This window comes from Campylobacter concisus (assembly GCF_002165775.1).
GTDB classification, from domain to species: Bacteria; Campylobacterota; Campylobacteria; order Campylobacterales; family Campylobacteraceae; genus Campylobacter_A; species Campylobacter_A concisus_E.
The window spans coordinates 387,106-413,850 of sequence record NZ_NDYP01000002.1 but is presented as its reverse complement, the minus strand read 5'-3'; the positions used below and the strand labels follow the sequence as shown (position 1 = coordinate 413,850).

General features: G+C 39.0%; 19 protein-coding genes and 2 pseudogenes. 3 read left to right on the top strand and 18 right to left on the bottom strand.

Features of this window, described 5'->3' with window-relative positions; genetic code table 11:
* Nucleotides 1-59: 59 nt before the first annotated feature.
* The 10 genes and pseudogenes from B9N66_RS10075 to B9N66_RS03010 all read right to left on the bottom strand — a co-directional run bounded on the left by B9N66_RS10075 (nucleotide 60) and on the right by B9N66_RS03010 (nucleotide 10,161).
* A complete protein-coding gene (locus B9N66_RS10075; protein WP_159070040.1) occupies nucleotides 60-584 on the bottom strand; it encodes a methyl-accepting chemotaxis protein in 525 nt (174 codons plus the stop codon).
* Between the two features lie 657 nt (nucleotides 585-1,241).
* Nucleotides 1,242-1,982 (bottom strand): annotated as a pseudogene (locus B9N66_RS10070) (cache domain-containing protein); the annotation flags it as partial.
* Nucleotides 1,983-2,207: 225 nt separating this feature from the next.
* On the bottom strand, nucleotides 2,208-2,648 hold the full coding sequence (locus tag B9N66_RS10065) for a methyl-accepting chemotaxis protein (protein WP_374057417.1): 441 nt from the start codon (nucleotides 2,646-2,648) through the stop codon (nucleotides 2,208-2,210).
* A 795-nt stretch (nucleotides 2,649-3,443) separates the two neighbouring features.
* Nucleotides 3,444-4,148 (bottom strand): annotated as a pseudogene (locus B9N66_RS10060) (cache domain-containing protein); the annotation flags it as partial.
* A 235-nt stretch (nucleotides 4,149-4,383) separates the two neighbouring features.
* Nucleotides 4,384-4,545: an EamA family transporter gene (locus B9N66_RS03035; protein ID WP_087579879.1), complete on the bottom strand. Its 162-nt coding sequence runs from the start codon at nucleotides 4,543-4,545 to the stop codon at nucleotides 4,384-4,386.
* 183 nt (nucleotides 4,546-4,728) lie between these two features.
* Nucleotides 4,729-7,296: a molybdopterin-dependent oxidoreductase gene (locus tag B9N66_RS03030; protein WP_087579835.1), complete on the bottom strand. Its 2,568-nt coding sequence runs from the start codon at nucleotides 7,294-7,296 to the stop codon at nucleotides 4,729-4,731.
* An 83-nt stretch (nucleotides 7,297-7,379) separates the two neighbouring features.
* Nucleotides 7,380-7,955, bottom strand: coding sequence for a cytochrome C (locus B9N66_RS03025; RefSeq protein ID WP_087579834.1), 576 nt, complete (start codon nucleotides 7,953-7,955; stop codon nucleotides 7,380-7,382).
* Between the two features lie 98 nt (nucleotides 7,956-8,053).
* Nucleotides 8,054-8,476 (bottom strand): EamA family transporter, encoded by a 423-nt coding sequence (locus tag B9N66_RS03020; RefSeq protein WP_087579833.1) that lies wholly within the window; start codon nucleotides 8,474-8,476, stop codon nucleotides 8,054-8,056.
* A 45-nt stretch (nucleotides 8,477-8,521) separates the two neighbouring features.
* Complete coding sequence (locus tag B9N66_RS03015; protein WP_087579832.1) at nucleotides 8,522-9,445, bottom strand: Dyp-type peroxidase; 924 nt, start codon at nucleotides 9,443-9,445, stop codon at nucleotides 8,522-8,524.
* 20 nt (nucleotides 9,446-9,465) lie between these two features.
* Nucleotides 9,466-10,161, bottom strand: coding sequence for a DUF4230 domain-containing protein (locus tag B9N66_RS03010; protein ID WP_087579831.1), 696 nt, complete (start codon nucleotides 10,159-10,161; stop codon nucleotides 9,466-9,468).
* A 280-nt stretch (nucleotides 10,162-10,441) separates the two neighbouring features.
* On the opposite strand from B9N66_RS03010, the gene B9N66_RS03005 reads away from it, so the two are divergent.
* Nucleotides 10,442-13,633, top strand: coding sequence for a S8 family serine peptidase (locus B9N66_RS03005; protein WP_087579830.1), 3,192 nt, complete (start codon nucleotides 10,442-10,444; stop codon nucleotides 13,631-13,633).
* 45 nt (nucleotides 13,634-13,678) lie between these two features.
* Here the strand turns inward: B9N66_RS03005 and ilvA are convergent, their stop codons facing one another.
* From ilvA to B9N66_RS02975, 6 genes are read right to left on the bottom strand one after another with little or no spacing between them, the layout of a single operon-like run.
* On the bottom strand, nucleotides 13,679-14,890 hold the full coding sequence (gene ilvA / locus B9N66_RS03000; RefSeq protein WP_087579829.1) for a threonine ammonia-lyase: 1,212 nt from the start codon (nucleotides 14,888-14,890) through the stop codon (nucleotides 13,679-13,681).
* Between the two features lie 22 nt (nucleotides 14,891-14,912).
* Nucleotides 14,913-16,016 (bottom strand): tRNA (uridine(54)-C5)-methyltransferase TrmA, encoded by a 1,104-nt coding sequence (gene trmA / locus B9N66_RS02995; RefSeq protein WP_087579828.1) that lies wholly within the window; start codon nucleotides 16,014-16,016, stop codon nucleotides 14,913-14,915.
* A 2-nt stretch (nucleotides 16,017-16,018) separates the two neighbouring features.
* The gene (locus B9N66_RS02990) at nucleotides 16,019-17,713 is read right to left on the bottom strand and encodes a Na+/H+ antiporter NhaC family protein (RefSeq protein ID WP_087579827.1); all 1,695 of its coding nucleotides are present in this window, start codon (nucleotides 17,711-17,713) and stop codon (nucleotides 16,019-16,021) included.
* 9 nt (nucleotides 17,714-17,722) lie between these two features.
* Nucleotides 17,723-18,469: an SDR family NAD(P)-dependent oxidoreductase gene (locus tag B9N66_RS02985; protein WP_021086957.1), complete on the bottom strand. Its 747-nt coding sequence runs from the start codon at nucleotides 18,467-18,469 to the stop codon at nucleotides 17,723-17,725.
* A gap of 8 nt (nucleotides 18,470-18,477) precedes the next feature.
* Nucleotides 18,478-19,689 carry an ankyrin repeat domain-containing protein gene (locus B9N66_RS02980; RefSeq protein WP_087579826.1) on the bottom strand — a complete coding sequence of 404 codons (1,212 nt, stop codon included), beginning with the start codon at nucleotides 19,687-19,689 and terminating at the stop codon, nucleotides 18,478-18,480.
* Nucleotides 19,690-19,725: 36 nt separating this feature from the next.
* Entirely contained in the window at nucleotides 19,726-22,311 is a 2,586-nt protein-coding gene (locus B9N66_RS02975; protein ID WP_087579825.1) for a bifunctional aconitate hydratase 2/2-methylisocitrate dehydratase, read from the bottom strand.
* Between the two features lie 128 nt (nucleotides 22,312-22,439).
* Between B9N66_RS02975 and B9N66_RS02970 the strand changes: the two genes are divergently transcribed.
* Nucleotides 22,440-22,898: a methylated-DNA--[protein]-cysteine S-methyltransferase gene (locus tag B9N66_RS02970; RefSeq protein WP_087579878.1), complete on the top strand. Its 459-nt coding sequence runs from the start codon at nucleotides 22,440-22,442 to the stop codon at nucleotides 22,896-22,898.
* Between the two features lie 242 nt (nucleotides 22,899-23,140).
* Here B9N66_RS02970 and lon read toward each other — a convergent pair whose 3' ends face one another.
* Both lon and B9N66_RS02960 read right to left on the bottom strand, forming a co-directional pair.
* On the bottom strand, nucleotides 23,141-25,558 hold the full coding sequence (gene lon, locus B9N66_RS02965) for an endopeptidase La (RefSeq protein ID WP_087579824.1): 2,418 nt from the start codon (nucleotides 25,556-25,558) through the stop codon (nucleotides 23,141-23,143).
* Nucleotides 25,559-25,566: 8 nt separating this feature from the next.
* Nucleotides 25,567-26,214: an outer membrane protein assembly factor BamD gene (locus tag B9N66_RS02960; RefSeq protein ID WP_087579823.1), complete on the bottom strand. Its 648-nt coding sequence runs from the start codon at nucleotides 26,212-26,214 to the stop codon at nucleotides 25,567-25,569.
* A gap of 112 nt (nucleotides 26,215-26,326) precedes the next feature.
* Between B9N66_RS02960 and fliW the strand changes: the two genes are divergently transcribed.
* Nucleotides 26,327-26,710, top strand: coding sequence for a flagellar assembly protein FliW (gene fliW, locus B9N66_RS02955; protein WP_054196362.1), 384 nt, complete (start codon nucleotides 26,327-26,329; stop codon nucleotides 26,708-26,710).
* The last annotated feature ends 35 nt before the right edge of the window (nucleotides 26,711-26,745 follow it).

Here is a 26,745-nt window from a genome sequence, read left to right as displayed (position 1 = left end):
TTCATCCTCAAATTTTGAGGATGAAATATTAATGAAATTTTAAATATCAAGCCGCAAGGTTAAAATTTATTCTTTTTAACATCAGCTACTATTGTCTTAGCCATTTCATCGATTTGGGCGGTGATTTCATTCGTTGAGCTCACGATATCAACATTTTGCTTTGTAATACTATCTATCTGGCTTACACTTTGATTTATCATATTTATGCCTTCGCTTTGCTCTCTGATGCTCTCACTCATCTCATTAATGCTTTGAGTAAGTATATTTGCATTAGTTTCGATTTCACCAAGTGATTTTTGAGTTCTTTCAGCTAGTTTGCGCACTTCGTCGGCAACTACGGCAAATCCTCTGCCGTGCTCGCCGGCACGCGCTGCCTCGATAGCGGCATTTAGAGCAAGTAGGTTGGTTTGATCTGCAATATCTCTAATAATAACGATGATGTTTTTAATCTCTTCAGATTGTTTTATAACATCTACAGTCTTTTGACTAATTGCGCTCATTGAGCTACTCATTTGCTCGATCGCAGCAGCACTTTCCTGGAGAGAATTTGCTTGTGTGCTAGCACCTTGAGTTACTTGTTTCATTGATGCATCTAAATTTTTAGCTTTTTCTTCTAAGAATTGTGCTTGTTTTAAGTTAAACGCAAGCATATTAGCTATCTCTTCGCCAAGCTCGTTTGTTACTAGTTCGACATTGCCTTTGGCATCCAAAATTCTTGAAGTAAAATCAGAATTTCTAAAATCATTAAAAGTTTTTTGGATCATATTTAAATCGCTACCAACTCTTTTCTCCAAAACATCTAGCATTTTATTTAAGACATCTTTTAATTCAATTAGTTTCGGATTAGCTGGAACATCTACTATTCTTGCTTTTAAATTTCCATTTTCTATCGCCTTTGCAGTCTCAACAGATTGAGATACCACTCTAGAGTCTTGATCGGCATTGTCAAAAATTTTAGCAATATTATCATTTATTAGTTTGCTCATTACGCCAAATTCATCTTTTGTTGCCACCTTTGAAACAACTGGCTCTTTTATCTCAAAATTTAAAAATCTAAAGAAACTAACCAAAGCATCTGTAATAGTTTTAATAGGATTAAGCGATCTTTTTAGCAAGAAATATACAAATGCAGACAAGACAACTATAAATATAAAGGCTAAAATAATCTGAACTTTTAAAATAGGCAAAGTATGCGAGCTAAAGATATTTTGATCCATTGCTGTTATTGCCAACCAACCTTTGTCATTTATTTCTAACATATAAGCATAGACATCTTCGCCTTTTGTATTTTTATATGCTATTAATCCATTTTCATCAAATTTCTTTTCATTATATTGTTTTATTAGACTCTTTGCGATCTCATGAGGTTTGCCGACTAATTCTTTATTTGGGTGCATTATAACGTTGCCATTTTGATCTGTAACAAAAGCATAGCTGTATTCAGTCTTACTGATTTGCGATATATTATTGCTCAACTCCTCAATAGATGCATCTATACCCGTAACTCCAATATTTTTAATAGGTGCAGCAAAAGTTAAAACCATCGCATTTAATGAAGCTGCCATGTATGGATCAGTATATATTGGTTTATTCTCGGCCTTAGCTTGTTTATACCATCCTCTAACTCTTGGATCGTATCCGGCTTTATTTTGTCCATTTGATCTAAACATAGCCCCATCCTCATATCCAGCGTAAACGAGAGTGATCTCTTTTCCAGATATAGCTTTTGCTTGAGATAAAGCTAAATTTATGCCATCAGCATTCATCGAGCCATCACTTTTCTCGCTTATTTTACTAAGAGTCTCAGCCATTTTCTCTATAGCATACTGATTGTTATCAAAAAAGCTATTTAATGTGATTTTTACATCTTTTAAAATTTGCTTTTGAGTTTGTATTACTAACTCAATGGCTTTATCATGAGCTGTGTTATAGCTAGCTAAAGATATTAGCGAGAATGATATGAATAATGCCAGTATAAGCATTAAAGATATTTTGTTTGCAATTGATCGCATTTACTTTCCTTTTACAAAAATTTTTAAGGTGCGATTGTATTTTTTTATATTAAATAGTATTTAATAATATTAATTACAAAATAGTGATGTATACATTAAATAATAATTTTGAATTATTTTTTCATTTTAGGTAGTTAAGATCAGCGAGATAAAATTAGAATTTAGGGGAAGCAAACCCCTAAATTCGGTCTAAGATTAAAATTTGTTCTTTCTAACGTCAGCTACTATAGTCTTAGCCATGTCGTCTATTTGATCAGTAATTTCGTTTGTTGTACCAACAATATCAATATTTTGTTTTGTAATACTGTCAATCTGGCTTACACTTTGATTTATCATATTTATACCTTCGCTTTGCTCTCTGATGCTTTCACTCATCTCATTGATGCTTTGAGCTAGAACATTTGCGTTAGCTTCGATCTCGCCAAGTGATTTTTGAGTTCGCTCGGCTAGTTTTCTCACCTCATCCGCAACTACGGCAAAGCCTCTGCCGTGCTCGCCCGCTCTAGCCGCCTCTATAGCCGCGTTTAGAGCAAGTAGGTTAGTTTGGTCGGCTATATCTCTAATAATAACGATGATATTTTTAATCTCTTCGCTTTGTCTTGTTACGTCGCTAGCTTTTTGGCTAATAGCGTTCATAGAACTGCTCATCTCTTCTATAGCTGCTGCGCTTTCTTGTATGGAATCTGCTTGCTTATGGGCTCCGTCGGTTAGGGTTCTCATAGATTCTGCTAGGATTTTAGCTTTTTCTTCTAGAACCTGAGCTTCTTTTAAATTTTCTCTTAGCATATTGCTTACTGCGTCGCCCGCGCTTTGAAGGCCTACTATCATATCTTTTAGGTCGCTTTCAAGCTCCGGTTTTAGCTCTAATCTAGGAGTATAGTCGTTTTTATTATAAGAAGCTAAAACTACGGCTATGCCTTTTAAATTTTCGGAAATAGAAGTAAAGAATTTATTTAGCAGATCTTTTAACTGAACCAAAGCCGGGTTATTCGGAGTAGAGTTAATCTTAGCTCCCATATGGCCTCTTATCATAAGATTTGCTATACCGTTCATCTCGTCTATTAAGGCGCTGTCTTTTTTAACGCCGTTAAGGACTTTTTCTATATTTTCGTTAATAGATTCGCTCATTCTGCCGAATTCGTCTTGCGTAGTTACTACTAGCTTTTCCGGAGCGTTAGGAGTTTCATAAGTGATAAATTTAAACGCGTCTTCAAGCTTAGTTTGAATAGTTCTAATAGGGCTAAGGGATTTTTTAAGAAGAGTAAATACGATAGCCGAAAGTATGACTATAAAAGCTACGGCTAGGATTATTTGAGCTTTTAATAAAGGCAAGGTATTAGACGAAAAAGTATCTGCTCCGATAGCGGCTACGGCTAGCCAGCCTTGATCATTTATAGGAAGGACTTTGGCGGTTACGTTTTCGCCTTTATAGTTTGTGTAAGGAATAAGTCCATTTTCATCAAATCTCTTAGCTGCAAATTCATCGGCCAAATATTTGCTTGCAGGAATCGCTTTACCGACATTTTCAGGATTTGAGTGCATAAGAATAACGCCGTCTTTATTCATTAAATAGACATAGCCGTATTTTGTTTTACCCATTTCGAGAATTTTCTTACTTAAAGTATCTATCTTTAAATCAAGTCCCAAAACACCATCAAAATTTCCATTTTTATTTACTGGAGCGGCAAAGCTAATTACTAAAGCATTAGACAAGGCAGCTTTGTAAGGTTCGGTATATATAGCACCATTTGCACTCTTTGCTGCTTTATACCAGCCTCTAGTTCTAGGATCGTAGTTATCGGCTGGAGTTGTTCTAGTGCCGTCAGACTGGAAAAAATGTCCATCACTCTCGCGACCATAAAAAATATCAGTAACTAGATGACTAACGCTTTCTTTTTGCATTTTTGTTTTTTCCATGTACGAGTCATCATTATTTGGTATTTGTGCTATATCTGAAGCAGACTTTTTGGCAACTTCTAAATAATCTTCAAAAAAAGAATCCGTGGTTGCTTTGATATCACTTAGAATCTGATCCTGGGTCTGGCTGACCAACTCTACTACCTTACTTTCCGCTGTATAGTAGCTGACTGCTGAAATAGCAGCAAACGAAATAACTAGCAATGAGATGATAATCATCGCTATCTTTGAAGTTATGGACTTCATCTTTCCTCCTTTAAAAAGTTAAAATCACTTTAATTTATCGAAAAAGAATTAAAACTAGTATTAAATTTACCCTATATTTAATGCTTTTTAAAAATTAATAAAGACATCTTGACAATTAAAAATTTTTGAATAAATTTTAGATCAAAAAATACCATTAAATAAGATAGTTTTGTTTTTTGGTTTTTAGCCAGATATAGAGTATAAATTTTTACTTGAAAATCAATAAAATAACGCCTGAAACAATAAGGCAAATGGCTAAAATTTCTTTGTAATTTAGCCTCTCACCAAGAAAAATGACAGCCAAAATGATAGCAAGCACAACGCTAAATTTATCAACCAGCGCCACTTGATAAACTTTGCCAACTTGCATCGCTTTAAAGCACACAGGTCAAGATAGCACGGTGGCGATATCCTTTACGTCAAGCTTTGCAAATATAAAAATAAAAATTTATAGAGCTATGGACTTTAAATATAAATTTAAGCTTTTTGTAAATAGAAGATTTGCTTTAAATTTTAAGTTCAAAAGCAGGAGAAGACTCCCCTGCTTTTAATATTATTTAGAAATTTTTGGCTCAGCAAAAGCTGTAAGCTTTAACGCCTCGTCGCCTTTATATTTCTCGATATTTACAAGAGCTGTATGGCTGATGTTGCCGTTTGCTAGCTTGCTTGTTGGGATATCTATGGTTAGCACGTTTGCACCGCCATTTTTGCAAATTCCACTATCAAAGCCGTCATACCAAGCCCCCTCAGCTAGTTTTACAACGCCCTCTTTGATGTTTTTAGTCACGTGAGCACCTGCTAAAACCTCGCCACGTGCGTTAAATACACGCACCAAGTCGCCTGTTTTTACGCCAAGCTCTTTTGCGTCTTTTTCGTTGATCCAGATAGGCTCACGATTTGCGATAGCGTAGTTATCACGAAGTGAAGTTTGGCTTAACTGTGAGTGCAAGCGGTCAGTTGGGTGAGCGCTTATCATGTGGAATTTAGCTGGTTTATCTTTCATGCCTAGCCACTCGATTGGCTCAAACCACATTGGGTGTGCCTTGCAGTCGTCATAGCCCATTTTCTCGATAGTCTCTGAGTAAATTTCTATAAGACCGCTTGGAGTTCCAAGAGCATTTAGCACAGGATCTTCTCTAAATTCGCCAAATCTCACCCAGTTATCGCTATCTTGAGATGAGGCAAATGTAACTGGCTTGTTCTCGTTCCAAAACTCTTCAAATGGCTTCATGTCAGTTGTGAGCTCTGGCACAGCCTTGACCTGAGCGTAGGCTGCGTCATAGTACTCTTTGATCCAGTCAAACTCATCCTTGCCGTTATCTGTGTAGGCAATGACCAAATTTTTAGCATAAGCCTTGCAAAGATCGATGAAAATTTGGTAGTCGTCTCTTGCCTCGTGGTATTTCTCAACGACTTGTTTCATCGGCACGATGTTCATATTTGAATAGTCGCCAGTCATGGTAATGTCGTTTCTCTCATACTCTGTGGTGACAGGAAATACTATATCAGCCATTTTTGCTGTCGGTGTCCAGTATGATTCATGTACGACAACCGTTCTTGGCTTTCTCCACGCTTTTAAATTTGTATTTGTATCTTGGTGGTGAACAAGTGGGTTACCGCCGACCCAGTAGATAAAGTCGATATTTGGATAGGTGATCTTTTTGCCGTCATGATCGATCACTTTACCAGGATTTAGCAACGCATCAGCGATACGAGCTACCGGGAAGGCATAGTTGGTTGCCTTTTGTAGCCAACTTTGGCCTGTACCTGCTGCTGCAGCTGCCTTTGCGACGAAGCGACCTCGTTTATCGAACTCACCTGTATCTGTGCCTATAAACTCGCCTTTATCGTTAAATTTACCCACACTTGCGCTGTTTACGCCGCCGATGACTGCGCCTTTGCAAGTTGGTGCACCGCCATTTGAATAGTGATAGCTAAGCCCAAATCCCCCGCCAGGAAGTCCGATCTGACCAATCATAGCTGCTAGTGTCACCATCGCCCAGTGCGGCTGCTCACCGTGGTGAGCGCGCTGCATACCCCAACCACTCATTATCATCGTGCGGTTTGTGACAAATGTATCAGCTAGCTCTTTTAAAGTATCTTTATCAATGCCACAAATTTTGCTCGCCCACTTTAAATTTTTAGGTGTGTTGTCTGTCTTGCCAAGTAGATATGGGAGAAATTTATCAAAGCCTGTTGTGTAGGTTTCAATGAAATTTTTATCATACTTGCCGCTCTCATATAGGTAGTGCATCATGCCAAGCATCATCGCTGTGTCGGTGTTTGGCACTGGAGCGATCCACTGAGCTTTGTCAAAGTATTGCGCTGTTTCAGATCTGATAGGATCGATCACGATCACTTTGATATCTTTTTTGTTTTTTAGCTCTTCAAAGTATTTAAAGCCTTGCTCATCAGTCGCTGTCCAAGCTATGCGAAGTGTCGCAAGTGGGTTTGCGCCCCAGATGACTACGACTTTTGAGTTTTCAAGCACTACTGGCCAGCTAGTTTGTTGCTCATAGACCTCGATACTACCTACAACGTGAGGCATGATGATCTGACTAGCACCTGTTGAGTAGTCGCCTAGCGAGCCAACAAAGCCACCACTAAGGTTCATAAATCTATGAAGTAAAATTCTTGAATTATGCACGTTACCGCTTGATTTCCAGCCATAGCTGCCTGCAAATACACTTTGTAAGCCTTTTTGCGCTCTAGTCTTTTTCAGCTCTCTTGCAACTAGCTTGATCGCCTCTTCGTAAGGCACCTCAACCCACTCATCCTTGCCGCGAAGCTCTGGCTTTGGACTATCTGGATTTTCAAGGTAGCTCTTTCTTACTGCTGGGCGTTTGATACGACTTTTGTAGATCATATCTGGTGTGTAGTACTGAAGTGGGTTGTAAATTTCACTTGTTTTTTGGATAGGCTCTGACTTTACTGCAACGCCGTTTTTGGTTGTCACTTTTAGCATACCCCAGTGAGCAGCTGTGATGACCTCACCATCTCTTAAAACACTCTTTTTTACGCCATCAGCAAATAAATTTGATGCTGTTACGCTTGAAAGCAAAGGTGTCGCTGCGATTGCTGTTGCGCCTTTTTTTAGAAATTCTCGTCTGTTCTCGTTCATCTTATCTCCCTTTCATTATAAGTTTTCTTTCGAATAAGCTAAACTTTAATATTTGTTTTTACTCGCCGCTACAAAAGTTTTGCTTATTTACCTAGGTTTACGTCAGATGAGTGTTTTTGTAGGTATTCAACAACCAACCACTCGTCTTTTTTCTCTATTGCGGTTCTGCCGATCATTGATTTTAGAAGTGACGACCATTGGTTTGCGTTAAAATGTGTGGTTTGAGGCAACGCATGGCAAACGCCACAACTCTCTTTATACATCTTGTCAGCTTTTGCAAACATCGCGTTTATGTCAGCGCTAAAGCCATCTTTTTGAACAAAAACTGTTGTTTCTACCTCACTCCATTTGCCGTTTTTGCCCTCTTTTATGACTTTGATGTCAAAAGGTGCAGTTTTCGCAAATGCCACTGAGATGATCCTAGCGCCATCAGCAAAATAAACTACATTGCTAACGGCTGGATTTTGATAGCCTTTTACTTTGATCTGTGCTCTGTCACCGCTCGTTTGTAAAATTTCAACTGCATTGGTTGGTAGCAGTCTACCTATACTTTTTGTTGAGCTAGCATCACCGTAAACATCTTTTACAACATCTGTGTAGTTTACACTAGCACCAAATGCCGCACAAGCCACGATGGCTGAAAAAATGATTTTTTTCATATTTCTCCCTTCAAAATGAAATTGTTCAAATTTTAGGAGCTTTTTAATTAATTACAAATTAAAATTAAAAATATATTTTAAGAATAATGCAGAAAATTTTATTTAAAAATGAGTAAAAATACACCAGACACGATAAGGCAGACGGCTAAAATTTCTTTTAAATTTAACCTCTCGCCAAGAAAGATGACAGCCAAAATAATGGCTAGCACAACGCTAAATTTATCAACCAAGGCTACTTGATAGACCTTGCCAACTTGCATCGCTTTAAAATACATGAGCCAAGATAGTCCAGTTGCCATGCCACTTAGTATGAGAAAGAGCCAGTTTTTGGGGCTTAGTGAGCTTAGTGGTTGCCATTTTTTAGCCACGCTTAAAAGCAAAACAAGCATCAAAATGACAACGATCGTTCTTATAAATGTTGCAAAATCGCTGTCAATGTCCTTTACGCCAAGCTTTGCAAAGATCGCTGTAAGTGCAGCAAAAACGGCTGAAAGAGCTGCGTAGATAAACCACTCTGGCATTTTTATTTAAAATTTAAAAGAGCAAGTTGCCTCACCCATTTAAATTTATCCCTCATAATCACTTAGCATATCAACTGTTGGAACAAAGTATAGGGCACCAGTTACAGGCGTACTAAAGTCAAGCAGCCTATCTGAGTTACCCTTTGGCTCGCCGATGAACATCTTTTTAAGCATAAGCTCAACCGTTGAAAATGTGCTCGCATAAGCGATGAAGTAAGTGCCTGTTTTGCTACCTTCAGTAAATGGCATATTGCCACGCACGACTTTTTTATCGTCTCCTACGTTTGCAGCGGCTGAATGTGAATTTGTAGGTTTTACATCCTCGCTCATCTCGATGTCAAGCTCTTTTGAGCGGCCTATTACCTTTTCTTGCTCACTTACGCTTGTAGCGTTCCAATCTTTCATGTTGTGGAAATATTTTTGTACAAAAACATAGCTGCCGCCTTTAAATTTAGCGTCCTCATCGCCAACTTTAGCAAAGAAATCTCTCTCCTCGCCCTCAGGATTTTCAGTGCCATCAACAAAGCCTATTATCGCCCTACCGTCATGATACTTAAAGCCTTGCGTCTCATCTGTAAGCTCTGCAAATTTAAAAAGCACAGCCTTTATCGCTTGAGCCATATCGAAGCAATCAGGTGCATTTAAAGCGCGGATATGGATATGAATATCGCCCTTTGTGCTAACAGCCTCGTGTTTATCGCCTTTTATCGCTTTAAAATTTACAAGCTCTTTTGGCAGATTTTTTGAAATTTCAAGCTTTTTCCAAGCATCATGGCCCACGCCAAGGACGCAGTTTACATTTTCGTTTGCACCAAACCTAATCTTGGCAGTTTTATTTAAATTTACAACCAGGGCGCAAAGCTCGGCAAAACCCTCTTTACAAGCCTTTTTATCAGCTGTTAAAACCCATGTTTGAAAGACTGTGTTGTTGCCTGGTGTCTGCGTGACTTCCTGTGAATTTACGCTCATTTTTTCTCCTTTTTAAAGTTTTATGCAATATTTTCTAAATTTAGTTGCGAGCTTATCTGCTCATCATTATCGTCAAAGAAAAACTCAACTTTATTTGCGCCAAAGCTCTTAGCTATCGCTTCAAGCGTATCGCGAGCTGATTTATGAATTTTGCTTTGAAGCTGCGAGATAAGGCGAACGCTCATCTTTTTGACTTCATTTCTTGCCTCTTCTATTAGCCTATTTTTATCTTCTTCTGTAAAAGTGCTACCAAAAAAGCCATTTAGCGAGTCAGGCAGCAAAAATGGTATAAATTTGCCGTTTTTCTCATCGTAAAATTTTATATCGGCGATTGAGAATTTATACTTGCAAGGAGGCATCTTGATCTTGTAGCTAGAGTTTGCGATCTGTGTGATCTCGAGCTTTGGACTGGTTAGATCGTAGATGAAATTTATCTCAAACTCAAATATCATCGAAAGCTTCTTCTCGCTTATAAGCCATCTTAGATACTCTTTGCCAAAATTTCCAAACGCATGATCAGTTTTTGTGACGATCTCTTTGCTATAAACTTGAAAAACAGATAGCTCGCCGATGCTTTTTAGCTGCGAAATTTCGGTGCTAACTGAGAGATTTTCACTATCATCTTTTGCCTTTTTTAACGCCTTATTTGACCTATAAAATGCAAATGCCAAAACAGCTAATAAGATAGCTAATATCAAATTTGCATATTCGCTCATTTTTTCTCCTTTAAAGCTTGCTATTTTAGCTTAAATTTGTAAAGCAGAGATGAAATTCTACTTTTATTAAAAATTATATTTAAATAATTGTTTTAAAATAAAATCGTAATTAATAATATTTATGTGATACCATTTTAATTATTTTTTCATATCTTATAGTAAAAATAGCGTAAAAAAGGGATTATTAAAGTAAATTTTTATCATAAATTTTAATATTTTAATTAATAATTTATTTTAAGGATATTACAATCCATTTAAATTTTATGCAAAAGGATGAGATGTGAAAAGATCCATTTTAAATAAAAAATGTATTTTTATAAGTGCAGCTTGTTGTGCTCTTTTGTTTACAAATTCGCTAAAAGCCAACGATCAAGAAAGTGGTAAATTTGGCGACATAAGTAGCTGGCAGAGCGCTGAATATGAAGCATACTGGGGACTAAAGCGTATCAATGCAGCTATTGCGTATGCTCTTGGAGTGACAGGCAAAGGTGTGACGCTTGGCGTTATGGACTCTGGCGCATTACTTAGCCACCCTGAACTTAGTGACGGTAGGATAAGCGCACTAAAAATTTCTGGTAGCTACTACAAAGACGGACAAAAATATCCAGATACTGAGCACGGCAACTCTCCTTTTTTAAAAAAGGGAAGCACTGATAAAAATAGAGCTGACTTTGGCGACTTTAAAAAAGGTGATAAATTTGAAGCTGATGGCAACTGGATCGCTGGTGTAAACGACTCGCACGGCACGCACGTAGCTGGCACAATTGCTGGCTCAAGAGATGGTAAAGGGATGCATGGTGTAGCATTTGACTCAAAACTTATAGTAGGAAATACTGGCGGAACCGATGGTATGACATATGGACCAAACCAAGACTACAACTTCTTTTTAGCATCTTATGAGGGACTAGCTAAAGCTGGTGCAAGAGCTATAAATAATAGTTGGGGTTCAAACCGAAAATTTTATAAAGCTTATGAGGGAGCAATTGGATTTGATGGTGGCAATAGCTTAGATATAAAAGATCTTGACGCAGCCTATAAAAGCTACTATCCATTTGTCACAAATGGTAAAAATTTCTTAGATGCTGCTTATGAAGTCGCCAAAAAATACGGCATTATTCAAGTCTTCACTGCCGGAAATAGAAATGGCATGAAAGAGTCATACACAAGAGCAATGCTTCCATATTTTCGTCCAGATGCTGAAAAATACTGGATAAACGTCACTGGAGTGACAGATGGCGATGCACAATACTTTAACACAGCAGGTCACTCAAAATGGTGGAGTATCGCAGCACCTGGTAAAAGTATAAAATCAAGCACAGTTGATCCTAAAAATGGAGAGGCAGGATATGACAGCTGGGATGGTACATCAATGGCAGCTCCACACGTCACTGGCGCACTTGGTCTTGTCATGCAAAGATATTCATATATGAGTAATACTCAAGCAAGAGATGTTCTACTAACTACCGCAAGACAAGTTAGAGATGAGTTTAAAAAGCCAGCTGATACAAGAAGAATTTCTGGTTTTACTGCACCACTTGGCGTACCTGATGAGCGCTGGGGCTGGGGAGTACTTGATATGTCAAAGGCTATGTTTGGACCAGGACAGCTACTAGGCGTATTTGATGTAAGTCTAGACGTAGATGATCTTTACTCAAATAATATCAGCGATGTAGCTATAAAATATAGAAAGACTGAAGATGAAGCAGAGGCACAAATTTGGGCTAATCGCAAGGCCGAACTTAAACAAATGTCAAATTTAACAGCCGAGCAAAGGGCTGAACTTGATATAGGCAATGCTAGAGAAAAAGCGAGAGAACAAAGAGCTAACGAAGGCTATGAAGGGACTCTTATCAAAAGAGGTCTAGGCACTCTAAAACTAGCAGGTAACAACTCATACACTGGCAAGACTATAATAAAAAGTGGCAAAATCACAGCACTAAATCAATCACTAAAATCAAGCGAAGTAGTAGTTGAAAATGGTGGTGCACTTGAGATTGTTAAAGAGATGAGCGTTAGAGAGATTGATAAAAATAAATTTTCTCAAAAGCTATCTTTTAAAGATGTAACTAGAAAAAGTACAAGTGACACAGTAAAAGCTACTATAAAAACAGGTGGTAGTTATATCATCTCAAATAATGCAGCAAATTTAAATCTAAATTTTGAGAAGAACTCTATTATAGATATAAGCGAGCCAGATGTAGATATCATGAAAAGACTCTATGATGATAGCTCAAAGGAAAAAACTTACGCCGTAACTGGAAATTTTAGTGGCTACAACGACACCATCTCAAAAAAATACGCATTTTTTGACCTTACTAGAAATTATAGTGACAGCAAGCTAGAGCTCACACTCAAAAAATCAGAAAACACGATGACAAGTATCGCAGCTAACGATAACCAAAAGAGAGTAGCACAGCTCATAGAGAGCACTGCTAGCAGGCCAGCACTCCTCGCTTCTCCGTTTAGAAGTAGACCAGCAGTCATAACGAGCGACCTGTATAGACACTTCATCTACGCTACACCAAAACAAGCAAGTGATACGCTAAAAACATTTGCAAATAATGCAAATTTAGCTCAACATAATGCGTTTTTACTAGAAAGCATCCTACTAAAAAATGCCATCATCAACCACGAATTTGATCCATTTGGAGCAAAAGCAAGTGATGTAAATGGCATGAAATTTTGGTCAAATACCATGGCTAACGCTATGAAATCTGATGATGTAAAAGCAAACTCATTCACCCAGCTTTTTGGATTTGACGGTAGCGTAAATGATGCTTTCACACTTGGTGGTGTGCTTGGTGCTAGCAACGAAAAAGTAAAAGAAGATGGCGATGATGCCTATAAAACAAAAGGCACAAGCATTGGCATCTACGGAAAAAGCCAGATCGCCAGTACAAAACTAGACCTTGGTCTCATATACACAAATGCAAAACGAAAAACACAAAATGGTGCTACAATCGCAAGCTTTTACTCAAATGAACACGTAAAGAGCAAAGAAAAAGCACTTACTACTTACGCAAATTTGGCACTAACTAGCTTTAAAAGTTCAACTTTCTCACTAAATCCTTATGTGGGCGCAAGCTATCTACGTATGAAAACTGATATTACCAGCCAAAATGTAGGGATTTTCAGAATGGATGTTGATGAAAAAGCTAGAAATTTAGGTGTATTTAGCATAGGTCTAAACCCTAGCGTACCATTTAGTCTTGGTAGCACAAAGATGAAATTCGAAGCTGATCTAGCCTACAATAGACTAGTTGGCGATACAAGACCAAATATCGGCGTAAATATCGCAAATGCTGGATACTTGGAGCTTGAAGGAAAAGAGGTGCGCAATCTTGGCACAGCTAGCCTTGGTGTAAAAGCTAATGTTTATAAAAATATAAATTTAGGTTTATCTTACACAGGTGCTTTTGCTAAAGACGTGAAGTCAAACAGCATAAATGCAAAATTTGAAATTTTGTTTTAATAGGTAAATCGTGCTCGCTACTTTAAATAGTAGCGAGCCATTAAATTAAAATAGTTGAGTGAAAGAAAAACCGTTTTTAGTAAGCACTTCTTTGATCTTTTCTTGATGCTCAAGACCCTTTGTCTCAAGCGTGATCGTAATGCTTGCATCGCCATAGTCAAGCCTTGTTGAGAAGCGGTCGTAGTCGATTTTCACGATGTTTGCATTTGCTGATTTGAGACTATCTGTTAGACTCATGAGCGCTCCTGGCTTATCCACAAGCGTTATTTGCAAAGTCATCTTGCGGTGAGACTTGATAAGACCCTTTTCGATGATAATAGAAAGTACCTGTACGTCGATATTTCCACCACTTAGTACCACGCCTATCTTTGCGCCTTTTTTAAATTTGATTTTATCATGCATAAGTGCTGCCACGCCAGCTGCGCCAGCTCCCTCAACTACGATCTTTTGAGTCTCTAGCAAAAACAAAATCGCAGTTGCGATCTCCTCGTCATCGACTTGTACAAACTCATCTACGCACTCTACAATATTTGCCAGTGTGATCTCGCTCGCATCACGCACAGCGATGCCATCAGCTATGGTGCGAACCGACTTTGAGTTTATGCTCTTTTTAGCACCATAGCTATTAAACATTGCTGGAGCGCCTTTTGCACCAACGCAGATTACTTTTGTCTTTGGATTGACCTGCTTTATACAACTAGCCACACCACTAGCTAGCCCACCGCCGCCAACTGGGACAATGACTATATCAAGGTCGCTTATCTCATCAAGCATCTCAAGTCCAACAGTGCCTTGTCCCGCCATGACATACTCATCGTTAAATGGATGAACAAAGGTCATGCCCTTATCTTTGGCGTAATTAACCGCAAAAGCGTACGCCTCATCGAAATTATCGCCCTTTAAAATAACCTCTGCACCAAGGTCTTTCGTACCAGCAACCTTTAGAAGCGGGGTTGATTCTGGCATGATGATACAAGCGTGTACGCCAAATTCTTTCGCACTTATCGCAACGCCTTGAGCGTGATTGCCAGCACTTGCAGCCACGACGCCACGCTTTCTCTCCTCATCGCTTAGGCTAGCTATTTTATTGTATGCGCCTCTTATCTTATATGCGCCGGTTCGTTGTAAATTTTCTTCTTTTAGATAGATGCTTGCTCCCAAATTTTTACTAAGTTTCGCACTCAGAGCAAATGGAGTTTTATTTACGAAATGACCGATCGTAATCTTTGCTTGGATGATTTTATTTAGTGAAACCATTTTTTATTTTTCCTTTTTTAAATTATTCTTTTGCCCTTAGTAGCACGCCACACTCGATATGATGAGTATTTGCAAACTGATCAAAAATGGCAAATTTTATCACTTTATGGCTTTTACAAAGCTCTTTTAAATTTTCTTTTAGAGTCTCTGGATTGCACGAGATATAGATGATATTTTTGAAATTTTTGATAAAATTTACGACACTTTCGCTTAGTCCTGCACGGGGCGGATCAACAAGGACGTGAGAGAAGTTAAAATCGCTTAAATTTATATCCTTTAGTCTATTAAATTCCCTAACGCCAGCAAATGCGCTCATAAGCTCATCAGCGTCCATACGCAAAAATTTGATGTTTTTAGCCTTATTTAGCTCGCAGTTTTTAAGGGCATTTGCGATCGAGCTCTTTGAAATTTCAGTGGCAAGTACATTATTAAATTTAAACGAAAGCGGAATAGTAAAATTTCCATGTCCGCAGTAGAGCTCAAGGAGGTCAGCACCGCCTTGCATACACTCTTTTGCCCAAGCAATCATCTTTTCATTTACGGCTCTATTTGGCTGGATAAAGGCATTCTCAGAGAGGCTAAATTTATAAATTTGACCTCCAACATCTAGCTCATCGATCAGATTTAGCTCGCCACTTAGCAGCTTTTGCCCGCGAGATCTAGCAAGTATGGTGACGTCAAGCTTGCTAGCTAGAATTTTCATAGCCGATTCAAAATCACCATCAAGCTTTTTGTGATAAAGCAGCGTAACCAAAATGCCGCTTTTACAAGAGATAAATTCCACTCCAAAAAGCTTTGTACGCAGCATCTCACTCTCTTGCAAACTTTTAAGTAAACTTGGCATAAGAGTAGAAATTTGCTCGCAAACCTTAGAGCACTCATCTATAAAAATTCTTTTACCTTTTTCGCTTGCATGCATGGTATAACTAAGCTCGCTGCCTTCATGCCAGATACCAAACTCAGCCCTTGTACGGTAGTGTTTTGGACTGGAGCTAAACACATCAAATTTGCCATCATAAAACTCTGAAAAATTTTGTTTTACAAGATCAGTTTTAAATAAAATTTGCTCATCATAAGGAGTAAAAAGAGTGCAAGAGCCGCACTCTTTTAAATAATTGCAGTCCAAATTTACGCTTCCACCTTTTTACCGACAAATCTAACTAATGCCCAAATCGCTAAAAATCCGCATGGAAGTGCTATCCAAACGCTAACGCCAAATGCAACAGGTAGATAGCCGACTAACACACTCACCGCACAAACGCTTAAAGCATAGACCATTTGTGTAGAGACGTGGTCGATGTGGTTACATCCTGCACCCATTGATGAAAGTATCGTAGTATCCGAGATCGGAGAGCAGTGATCACCAAAGATCGCACCTGTAAGTACGCCTGATATATTTACAATCATATATGCATGCATAGCATCTCCGTCTAAGCCGTAATTTTTACCAACAGCGTAAGCTAGTGGAATAGCTAAAGGCATCAAAATACCCATCGTGCCGTAGCTTGTTCCTGTTGAGAAGCTTATAAATGAACCAAGGATAAAAACAGCCACTGGTAGGATAAATTTAGGTGTTGATGAGCTTAGTAGATCAACCAGATATCTTGATGTACCAAGCTCTTTTATAACAGCGCTAAGACTCCACGCAAGAAGTAAGATCACAACTGTAATTATCATAGTTTTCCAGCCTTTTACCCATGTGCTGATAGCCTCTTTTACGTCAAAAATTTTACGCCAAACACCCATTGTGATAGCTACAATACTAGCAAGTAACGCTGCTTGAAATAGTGATGTAGCTGAGTCTGCCGCGCCAAAAGTATCTTTAAATGTTGAAAATGCAAGCGGATTGGCAAGTGCATTTTTAAGAGCATCGCCCTCAAGTGCAGCAAGACCACTAAAGTAAAAGCTAGTAAATGCGCCTATAACTAGCACAAGAAGTGGCACGACAGCGTTTGAGGCGCTTAGTTTTACGCCTTCTTTTGGCTCAAGTGTTTTATCTTCTAAGTCTTGGATCTGAGTTTTGCCAGAGTGAAGTTCGCCCTTTCTGGCACGTCTTTCAGCTAATAGCATTGGGCCGTATTCACGCTCCATCAAAGCAGTACAAACTATAAAAAATAGTATAAAAAGGTTGTAAAATCTATATGGAATTGTCTCAATAAATATAGAATAAGCGTTAATTCCAGTCTCTCCAACTAGCTCATAGCCCTTTTCAATGAGTGAAACCTCAAGGCCAACCCATGTCGAGATGATAGCAATACCAGCGATCGGTGCCGCAGTAGCATCTATGATGAAGGCTAGTTTTTCGCGGCTTATTTTAAATTTATCGCTTATTGGTCTCATAATAGGGCCTACTATTAAGGCATTTGCGTAGTCATCAAAAAATACAAAAATTCCCATGAGCCATGTTGAAATTTGAGCTGAGATACCTGTTTTTGCCTTTTTGCTAAGCCAAAGAGCAACAGCCTTTGTACCGCCCATCTTTGTGATGAGTGCGACCACACCACCGATACAAAGCACTTGAAGCAAAATACCCGAATCAGTCTTATCAGCCATTGATTCAACGACCCTTGAGACGATACCTGTAAAGCCTTTTACGATACCCATAAAGATGTTTTCATTAATGATGTTTATGAGAAACGTTCCGCTAAAAACACCGATAAATAGCGACAATATAACGTCTTTTGTGATAAAAGCAAGTGCTATTGCCACAACAGGTGGTATAAGCGTAAATACGCCATAAATTTCAGCGTTTCTCTTTGCCACTTCTGGATCGACACCAAAAAGCGCAACGCTAAAAAAAAGTAATAATAAAATTTGTCTCACAAGAACTCCTTAAAATTTTTCTATCGCAAGCCCAGCCCAAGTCTGCGTATTTGCCATGACTTCGACCCTGTTTATATTGACACTTCCGGGCATATTTAGACAATTTACCAAAATCGTCGCGATATCCTCAGATGTGATAAAATTTGTATTTTCATAAAGACTATCCGCCTTTGCCTTATCTCCCCTAAACCTAACCTCGCTAAATTCAGTCTTGCAAAGCCCTGGCTCAATGTTTGTCACCCTGATATTTGTGCCAACTAGATCGTTTCTTAAATTTAAACTAAACTGCTTCACAAAGGCCTTTGTGGCACCATAAACGTTGCTTCCAGGATATGGCCATGAGCCAGCTGTCGAGCCTAGGTTAAATATATAGCCCTTTTCTTGTTTATAAAGTAGTGGCAAAACCGCTTTTGTCGAGTAGATAAGACCCTTGACGTTGGTGTCTATCATCGCCTCAAAGTCCTCTACCTTCGCATCTATCGTCTTTTCAAGTCCAAGTGCCATGCCAGCATTGTTTACAAGCACTTCGATATCCTTAAATTTATCAGGCAGGCTCTCAACCGCCTTAAAAACAGCTTCTTTGTCGCGTATATCAGCTACGATGATATGCGTATCGCCAAGCTCGCTTGCAAGCTTCTTTAGCCTATCTTCTCGCCTTGCAAGAGCGACTATCTTGTAGCCCTCTTTTGAGAGTCTTCTGGCGATCGCCTCACCAAATCCAGATGTTGCACCGGTTACAAAAGCTGTCTTTTTCATGATTTTTCCTAATTGAAATTTGGTTTTAAGCCAAAATTTTCTAAAAATTTGATCGTCTTTTCGTTTTGTTCTTTCATGGCATAGTCAAGCGCGTTAAATCCAGCGTCATCAGTCGCGTTTATATCAGCACCGTTATCCATCAAAAGTTTTAAAATTTCTGGTGTTGCGTGAGCTGCTGCATGCATAAAAACACTTCTATTTGTGTGTTCTAGACCGCATGTATCTTCAACTTGCGTCATACCCAAATTTATCATATTCATCTTGGCATTTTCGTCTATGTAACTCTCGTTTACATTGGCACCATTTTTTAGCAAAAGCTCACAAAGTGGCTTATCGCTAAACTGCACAGCATAAAAAAGCACACTTTTTCCAAAGAAATTTTTATGATTTACATCAGCTTTATTTGCAAGTAAAATTTTTACATTTTCTATATTTTTTAGCGCAAAAAATAGCGGCGTCTCATCACCTAAATTTACATCCGCTCCACGCCTTATGATCTCTTTTATCATATCGCTACTCTTTTCGTTTAAAAGAGCAATATTAAGCAAATTTGTAAGCTCAGCGGTGGTAAAATTTTTCGAATAAAGCAAATTTGCCAGCTCATCAAAGCTTATCTTTTGGGCGATCATCTTTTGTTCAGGAGTTAAAATTTTAGCCTTATTTACATTTTTGCCAACACTAAATGTCAAAAACTCATTTACCACACTAGTTGCGTAATACGCAGCACTCGGCGTATCAAGTCCAAGGCTTTCATAAAATTTTACAAGCGGAGTTTGAGCGTTTTTGTAAGCTTCGATAAATTTTTTATATTTTAAAAAATTAAATAAGCTCTCGTTTGCCCAGTATCTAAAATACTCCATCCTAGCATCTTTTTCACCCTCAGCAACCTCTGGCTTTGCAAGCTCTTTTTGATAAAACTCGGGTTCAAATGACGCTTTTAGCAAAAGCCATCTAAGCTTGTTTAAATTTTCTTTATAAACTCTATCACCAACGCAACTTTGAGACTCACTTCTCACAGCCACACTCGCATCAAAAAGCTCTTTTACCTCTTTTAAATTTAAAAGCGAACCATCACAGTAAAAAAGCCCTTCATTCGCGTAAGCAAGATCATTTGGAGTAGTTTTAAAGCTCTCTTTTTTGGCAAGATCACTGCACTCTAAAGCGTGTAAATTTATCAAAGAACAAACGCTAAAAAAGAGAAAAAAAACTACTTTTTTCATCAAAGCTCCTTAAAATTTCGCGATATTGTAACAAATTTATATGCTAAACTCGCTTATTTCATTAAAATTTAGATATTTATAAATTTCATCTTTATTTAAGCCAAGACTATCTTTTACTATCTTTTTATATTCATCTACACTTGGTAAACGCCCAAGTAGTGCACAAACGGCAGCTAGCTCGGCACTTCCTAGATAGACCTTCGCGCCCATGCCCATTCTGTTATCAAAATTTCTAGTTGATGTAGAAAAGACCACTGCATTGTCGTTTACTCTTGCTTGATTACCCATACAAAGCGAGCAGCCTGGCACCTCTGTCCTCGCGTTTAATCTTTTAAAAATTTCATAAACGCCTTCATCTTCAAGTGTGCTTTTATCCATCTTTGTCGGCGGTGCGATCCAAAGCCTAGTTGTAAGCTTGCTCTCATGCTCCAAAATTCTGGCTAGAGCCCTGTAATGGCCTATATTTGTCATACAGCTTCCCACAAAAACTTCATCGATATTGTGCACTCTTTTGTTATCGGCTAAAATTTCACTTAGCGTTGCCACATCGTCTGGGTCATTTGGACACGCCAAAATCGGCTCATCTATCTGCGATAAATCGATCTCCAAAATTTCAGCGTATTTTGCATCTTTATCGGCTCTTAAAAGAGTTGGATTTTCAAGCCATTTTTGCATTTTTTCTTTTCGTCTAAGCAGAGTCTCGCGGCTCTCGTAACCAGCTTTTATCATCGCCTCTATCAGCGCAATGTTTGAGCGAACGTACTCCACAACACTATCAACGCTCAAATTTACCACACAAGCAGCAGCCGAGCGTTCAGCCGAAGCATCACTTAGCTCAAATGCCTGCTCTACTTTTAGACTCTCAAGACCTTCTATCTCTAAAATTTTACCTGCAAAAACATTCTTTTTATTTTTCTTTTCAACACTTAAAAGCCCTTTTTTGATCGCAAAATACGGTATCGCATTTACAAGGTCCCTAAGTGTCACGCCCTCTTTTAACTCTCCTTTAAATTTGATCAAAACTGACTCTGGCATATTTAGTGGCATCATCCCAAGTACCGCTGCAAACGCCACTAGACCACTTCCCGCTGGAAAGCTGATACCGATAGGAAATCTCGTGTGACTATCGCCGCCAGTACCCACCATATCAGGCAGTACCATGCGGTTTAGCCACGAGTGGATGACGCCATCGCCTGGCTTTAGGCTTACCCCGCCACGTAAATTTATAAATTTTGGCAGGCTCTCGTGCATCACAAGGTCGCTTGGCTTTGGATAAGCAGCCGTGTGACAAAAGCTTTGCAAGACAAAATCCGCGCCAAAACTAAGGCTAGCAAGCTCTTTTATCTCATCTCTAGTCATCGGCCCAGTGGTGTCTTGCGAGCCAACAGTTAAAATTTCTGGCTCCACGTAGGCACCAGCTCTCACGCCAGCTACGCCACAAGCCTTGCCAACCATCTTTTGAGCCAGCGTGTAGCCACCGCTCTGCTCTTTTGGCTGATCTGGCTTTATAAAAATTTGCTCTTCGCCAAGCCCTAGGGCCTCTCTGGCCTTTTTGGTCACTTGGCGTCCTATCATAAGCGGTATCCTGCCACCTGCTCTTATCTCATCGCTTAGAGTATTTGGGTTTAGTTTGAAATTTGCTACGAGTTTTTTCTCAGTGTCTGTAAGTTTATAAATTTCGCCTTTAAATGGATAAATTTCTATCTCATCGCCCATCTCAAGCTCATTTACGTTTGCGACTATTGGCAGTGCACCGCTGTCTTCTGCTGTGTTAAAAAATATCGGAGCTATGGTCGTGCCGATCACGATGCCACCCGTTTTTTTGTTTGGCACACCCTCTATCTCATCGCCCAAATGCCACTGGATCGAGTTTATACCGCTCTTTCTGCTGCTGCCAGTGCCAACCACGTCGCCAACATACGCCACGCTTTTGCCACGACTTTTTAGCTCTTTTAGGATTTCTAAACCCTCAGGCATCTTTTTAACAAGCATTGCTTTTGCGTGAAGTGGTATGTCAGCCCTTGTATAGGCCTCGCTCGCTGGACTTAGGTCATCAGTATTTGTCTCACCTGGTACCTTAAAAACCACTGCGTTTATACAGGTTTCAATTGGCTTTTTATGCGTAAACCACTCTGCATTTGCCCAAGAAACAAGCACCTCTTTTGCAAATTTATTGTTGCTGCTTAGCTTCACTATCTCGTCAAAATATTCATGCACCAGGATGATATTTTTTAGCTCATTTGCTGCAGCACGCGCGATATTTTCATCGCTATTTTTTAGAGCTCGCACCAAAATTTCTACATTGTATCCGCCAAGCATCTTGCCTAAAATTTTAATAGCACGCATAGCGTCAAGACCGCCAACAGCAAGCCCATCTATCACTTCGCCAAGAAAGTTTGCCTTTATCTTCGCTGCGTCATCAACGCCGGGATTGATACGAGTTTCAAGCAAACTTATAATAAATTTTAGCTCGCTTTGCGTATTTTTGTTACCACTAGAATTGCTGGCAAGCTTTATTAGCTCGCAAACTTCATTTGTTTGCTTGACATTTAATGCAAGCGGTGGCACGCCCTCTTTTTCTCGCTCGCTCAAGTGTTTTTCGTAGTCGGTAAAAAAGCTCATAAAATTCCTTTGTGGTTTTTTGCTCGTTATTTTTAGTCTAAAAATTGCTAGTTTTGCTTGCATTTTATCAAAAAGCAAAACAAACTAAAGTAAAATTTGCCCAAAATTTCAAATTTCAAGGAGCAAATGTGTCAAAAGCTTACCTAAAATCGCCTATCGGAATTTTGGAGATCATCGCTAGCGAAAATGGAATTTGTGAGATAAATTTTGTAGATAAATTTGAAAAAATTGCAGTAAAAGATGAAAATTTAAAGCTTTGTCTTGATGAGTTAAAAGTATATTTTGAAGGTAGGCTTAAAAAATTTAGCGTTAGACTTGATATAAAAACAACTAATTTTAGAGCAAAAATTTACGAGGCCTTACAAAAAGTACCATACGGAGAAACGACTACATACGCAGCTCTTGCACTTGCCGTAGGCCACAAAAATGCCTACCGAGCAGCTGGATCAGCCAATGCTAAAAATCCAGTGCCTATCATCGTTCCTTGCCACAGAGTGCTAGCTAGTAGCGGTCTTGGTGGCTACTCTGGCGGAGATGGCTTGCCAACTAAAATCTGGCTTTTAGAGCATGAAGCAAAGCATAAATAGCTAAAAATTTTACAGCAAATTTTAAGAGCACATCGCGGCTCTAAATTTAGCAGCGAGCTTTGTAAGACCTAGATTTTATAAAAATATCTTATAAATTTTAGTAGTCCGCCAAAGCGAATAAATAAAGTTTTAAAATTTATTTTTTATTCAAGAGTAAACAAGCTAGCCTAAATTTTTACTTCGTAGCATACTTATTAAAATTTCCTAGCTCCAAGTGAGGCCAAATGGGGCTAGGATTTGGATTATTTTTTAGTTACAAGAGCGTTTTTTAAGACATCCTCTATCGTATCTACGGCAATGATCTTCATATCGCCCTTTACTTCAGCTGGGATATCTACAAGGTCGCGGTCATAGTTTTTGCGAGGTATGAGCGCTGTTTTGATGCCAGCTTTGTGAGCGGCGATAAGCTTCTCTTTTAGACCACCGATCGGCAACACTCTGCCAGTTAGCGTAATCTCACCAGTCATTGCTATGTCGTGTCTTACCTTTGTATCGGTTAGTATCGATGCGATCGCAGTTGCCATCGTGATACCAGCACTTGGTCCATCTTTTGGCACTGCACCCTCTGGTACGTGTAAGTGAAGATCGTAGCGTCTATAAACATCGCTAGCTTCAAGCTTACGCTTATCGTCATCTAATTTTGGTACGATAGTCATTGGTACTTTTAGTTTTTTGTTATCGATCAGCACTTTTACCACGCTAAATGCGATATGAGCGCTCTCTTTCATCACATCGCCTAGCTGGCCGGTGATCTGCATACTGCCCTTACCCTGGATCCTTATAGCCTCTATCCTTAATACGTCGCCACCGACACTCGTCCACGCTAGGCCATTTACCAAGCCGATCTGATCTTTTTTATCCGCTGGCTCGATCTCATAGACCTTTTTCTCTAAAAATTCTTTCAAATTTTTAGCCGTGACGCTGATCTTGCCCTCATTTTTTTTAGTGAGGATATTTTTGGCGACTTTTCTTAATATATCAGCGATCCTGCGGCGTAAATTTCGCACGCCACTCTCTCTTGTATAGTCGCTGATAATTAGCTCAAGTGCCTCTTTGCTGACGCTCACATCACTTGGTTTTAGTCCGTGCTTTTTAAGCTCCTGAGGCAAGAGATATTTTTTAGCGATCTCAAATTTCTCTTGTGGAGTGTATGAGCTAAGCTCGATAAACTCCATCCTATCTCGAAGTGCGGCTGGGATCATACTCACGTCATTTGCTGTAGCGATGAAGATGATCTTGCTAAGATCGATGTTGAAATTTAAGTAGTAATCTCTAAATTTATTATTTTGCTCTGGGTCTAAAATTTCAAGTAAAACCGCGGTCGGATCGCCTCTGTAGCTTCTGCCAACCTTGTCGATCTCATCTAATACAACTACTGGATTCATCTGCTTAGCTTCTATGAGCCCTTGCACGATGCGGCCTGGCATAGCGCCTATGTAGGTTCGGCGGTGGCCTCTTAGTTCGTTTACGTCCTCAAGTCCGCCAAGCGCGATCCTGACTAGCTCGCGCTTTAGCGCCTTTGCGATCGAGTTTGCAAGGCTGGTTTTACCCACACCTGGAGGGCCTGCAAAGCATAAAATGGCGCCATTATTTACCTTCTCACCAACTCCTCTAAGCTCCAAAAGCTCACGCAATGCAAAATACTCCTCTATGCGCTCTTTTGGCTTCTCTAAGCTGTAGTGGTCAGCATTTAGGTACTTGCTCACCTCGGTGATAGATGACTTTTTCTTAGCTACATTTTCAAATGGAATTTCAAGTACCCAGTCAAGGTAGCTTTGCAAGGTGTTTGCATCGGCTGAGTCTGGGTGCATGCGAGAGAGCTTGTCTATTTGTTTTTTGATCTCTTTGTAGGCGTCCTCAGCCATAAATTTCTTCTTCGCATCAAGCTTTTTATTATACTCTTCAAGCTCTTCTTCTCGGCTCGTGTCCGCTCCAAGCTCAGCTTGAATTTGCTTTAGCTGCTCTTTTAAAAAGTACTCTTTATTCGTCTTGTCGATCTTTGAATGGACTTTATTTTTGATCTCTTTTTGAAGCTTGTTTGCCTCGATCTCTTCGATGACATAATCGATGAGCTTTAGTAGGCGCTGCTCTAAATTTTCCTCAACAAAAAAGCTATAAGCGATCTGTTTTTTTAGACGAAGCGCGCTTGAGACTAAGTCGCAAACTCTGATCGCTTCAGCGCTCTCTTCGATCGTTTTTAAAAGATCAGGTGGGAAAAAGTGGCTAAACTGCGAAAGCTCTCTTACTTTTTCTCTTAAAACAACGATTAGTGCGTCAGTTTTGACCTGTGATGGACGTTTGACATGAAGCATATCGACGATACCACGGAGTGGATTTATGCCTGATTGCTTTAAAATTTTACCTTTGTCGATGCCCTGAAATAGCACCTTCACGCGTCCATCGGGTAGTGGCACACGGCGCATTATCGTGCCGATCACACCAGCATCATAGATACCATCGAAGTCTCTAGCGCCGTCTTGCTGAGGCTTTGTAGGCACTACAAGGATCGGAGTCTCTTCTTGTATGGCAAGTTCGAGTGCCTTTAAATTTTCATCGTCGCTTAAAAAAAGCGGAGTTATCATAAATGGGTATAAAAATAGCTCATCCTCAACAATAATGGGAATTTCGGTTGGAAGGCCTTTATTTTCGTTTATTTGCAAAATTTCTCCTATTCAAACAGTTTTCTATACCATGCTACATCAGGTTTGATAAGATCTGAGTTTTTAAACGGCGACTCTTCAAGTTTTTGCTCGTAAATTTTAGCCGAAACGTCACGACCAGTCCTATTGTAAAGATCAGCTATTTGCATATCTAGGAAGTAAAGCGCGAGTTTGAATTTAATAAGCATAGTCTCAATAAGTGGCTTATATTCAGTATTTGGATACATATAAAGAAATTTCTCGATCTCTGTTACGCTATCTTCCATAAGCTTTTGGTTGCGGTTTGGTTGGGTAAATGAGTCAAAATTTGCTTTTATCTTTAGATACTGAGCAAATTCTGTTTTTGAGCCGTTGTCACCATATCTTTTGATGTACTCGTCAAGATAGTGATTTGCCATTAGATACTCTTCATCATTTGCGTGAGCTTGGGCAAGGATAAGTAAAATTTGCTCCAAAAGTGGGCTTGCTACGTGTTCGCTTGCCATTGAAACATAGTGTTTATCGGCCGCTTCAAGATCGCCATCTTTTATATCAGCTATAACCTGAGCATACCACTCATCTGGAGTTAGATTGTAAAGCTCGGTATATTTTTCAGCACAACCACTAAAAAGCCCCAAAAGAGCTACAACTGCTAGAAATTTAGAAAATCTTTTCATGCTTTTCCTTAAAAAGTTTAAATCCTCGTATTCTACATTTTTTGCTATTATTTTTGTATAAATTTTTTAAAACTATGATAAAATACGGCAACTTTACAAAATAGGAGTTAGTATGATTTTTAGTGTTAAAAGCCCTATTTTAGGCTTTGAGCATATCAAAACGATGGAGTTAATTGAACTTGATAAATTTTTTGTTAAGCTAGCAAGCAAAGATGATGAGACATCTTTTACAATGATAAATCCTTTTGCATTAAGAAGCTACGAATTCGACATTCCAAGCTATTATGAAGATCTTATGGAGATTAAAGAAAGCTCTCAACTTAGAATTTATAACATTATCGTTGTTGCACTCCCGCTTGAAAAATCAACTGTAAATTTTATAGCTCCTATCGTTTGCAATATGGACAATATGACCTTATCCCAAGTCGTTTTAGACATTGCCAAATATCCTCAGTACGGGCAAGCTGAAATGATAGAAAATTTTATACAAAAATAGTAGCTAAAAGCTTTTAAAAATCTAAGGAGAGATTT

Bases quoted from the DNA above. Each gene is read 5' to 3' on its own strand.
- B9N66_RS10075 (WP_159070040.1), bottom strand. From the start codon at position 584: ATGAAACAAGTAACTCAAGGTGCTAGCACACAAGCAAATTCTCTCCAG.
- B9N66_RS10065 (WP_374057417.1), bottom strand. From the start codon at position 2,648: ATGAACGCTATTAGCCAAAAAGCTAGCGACGTAACAAGACAAAGCGAA.
- B9N66_RS03015 (WP_087579832.1), bottom strand. From the start codon at position 9,445: ATGAGCGTAAATTCACAGGAAGTCACGCAGACACCAGGCAACAACACA.
- B9N66_RS03010 (WP_087579831.1), bottom strand. From the start codon at position 10,161: ATGAGCGAATATGCAAATTTGATATTAGCTATCTTATTAGCTGTTTTG.
- B9N66_RS02980 (WP_087579826.1), bottom strand. From the start codon at position 19,689: ATGAAAAAAGTAGTTTTTTTTCTCTTTTTTAGCGTTTGTTCTTTGATA.
- ilvA (WP_087579829.1), bottom strand. From the start codon at position 14,890: ATGGTTTCACTAAATAAAATCATCCAAGCAAAGATTACGATCGGTCAT.
- fliW (WP_054196362.1), top strand. From the start codon at position 26,327: ATGATTTTTAGTGTTAAAAGCCCTATTTTAGGCTTTGAGCATATCAAA.
- B9N66_RS03030 (WP_087579835.1), bottom strand. From the start codon at position 7,296: ATGAACGAGAACAGACGAGAATTTCTAAAAAAAGGCGCAACAGCAATC.
- B9N66_RS02985 (WP_021086957.1), bottom strand. From the start codon at position 18,469: ATGAAAAAGACAGCTTTTGTAACCGGTGCAACATCTGGATTTGGTGAG.
- B9N66_RS02960 (WP_087579823.1), bottom strand. From the start codon at position 26,214: ATGAAAAGATTTTCTAAATTTCTAGCAGTTGTAGCTCTTTTGGGGCTT.
- B9N66_RS02975 (WP_087579825.1), bottom strand. From the start codon at position 22,311: ATGAGCTTTTTTACCGACTACGAAAAACACTTGAGCGAGCGAGAAAAA.
- B9N66_RS03025 (WP_087579834.1), bottom strand. From the start codon at position 7,955: ATGAAAAAAATCATTTTTTCAGCCATCGTGGCTTGTGCGGCATTTGGT.
- B9N66_RS03035 (WP_087579879.1), bottom strand. From the start codon at position 4,545: ATGCAAGTTGGCAAAGTTTATCAAGTGGCGCTGGTTGATAAATTTAGC.
- B9N66_RS03020 (WP_087579833.1), bottom strand. From the start codon at position 8,476: ATGCCAGAGTGGTTTATCTACGCAGCTCTTTCAGCCGTTTTTGCTGCA.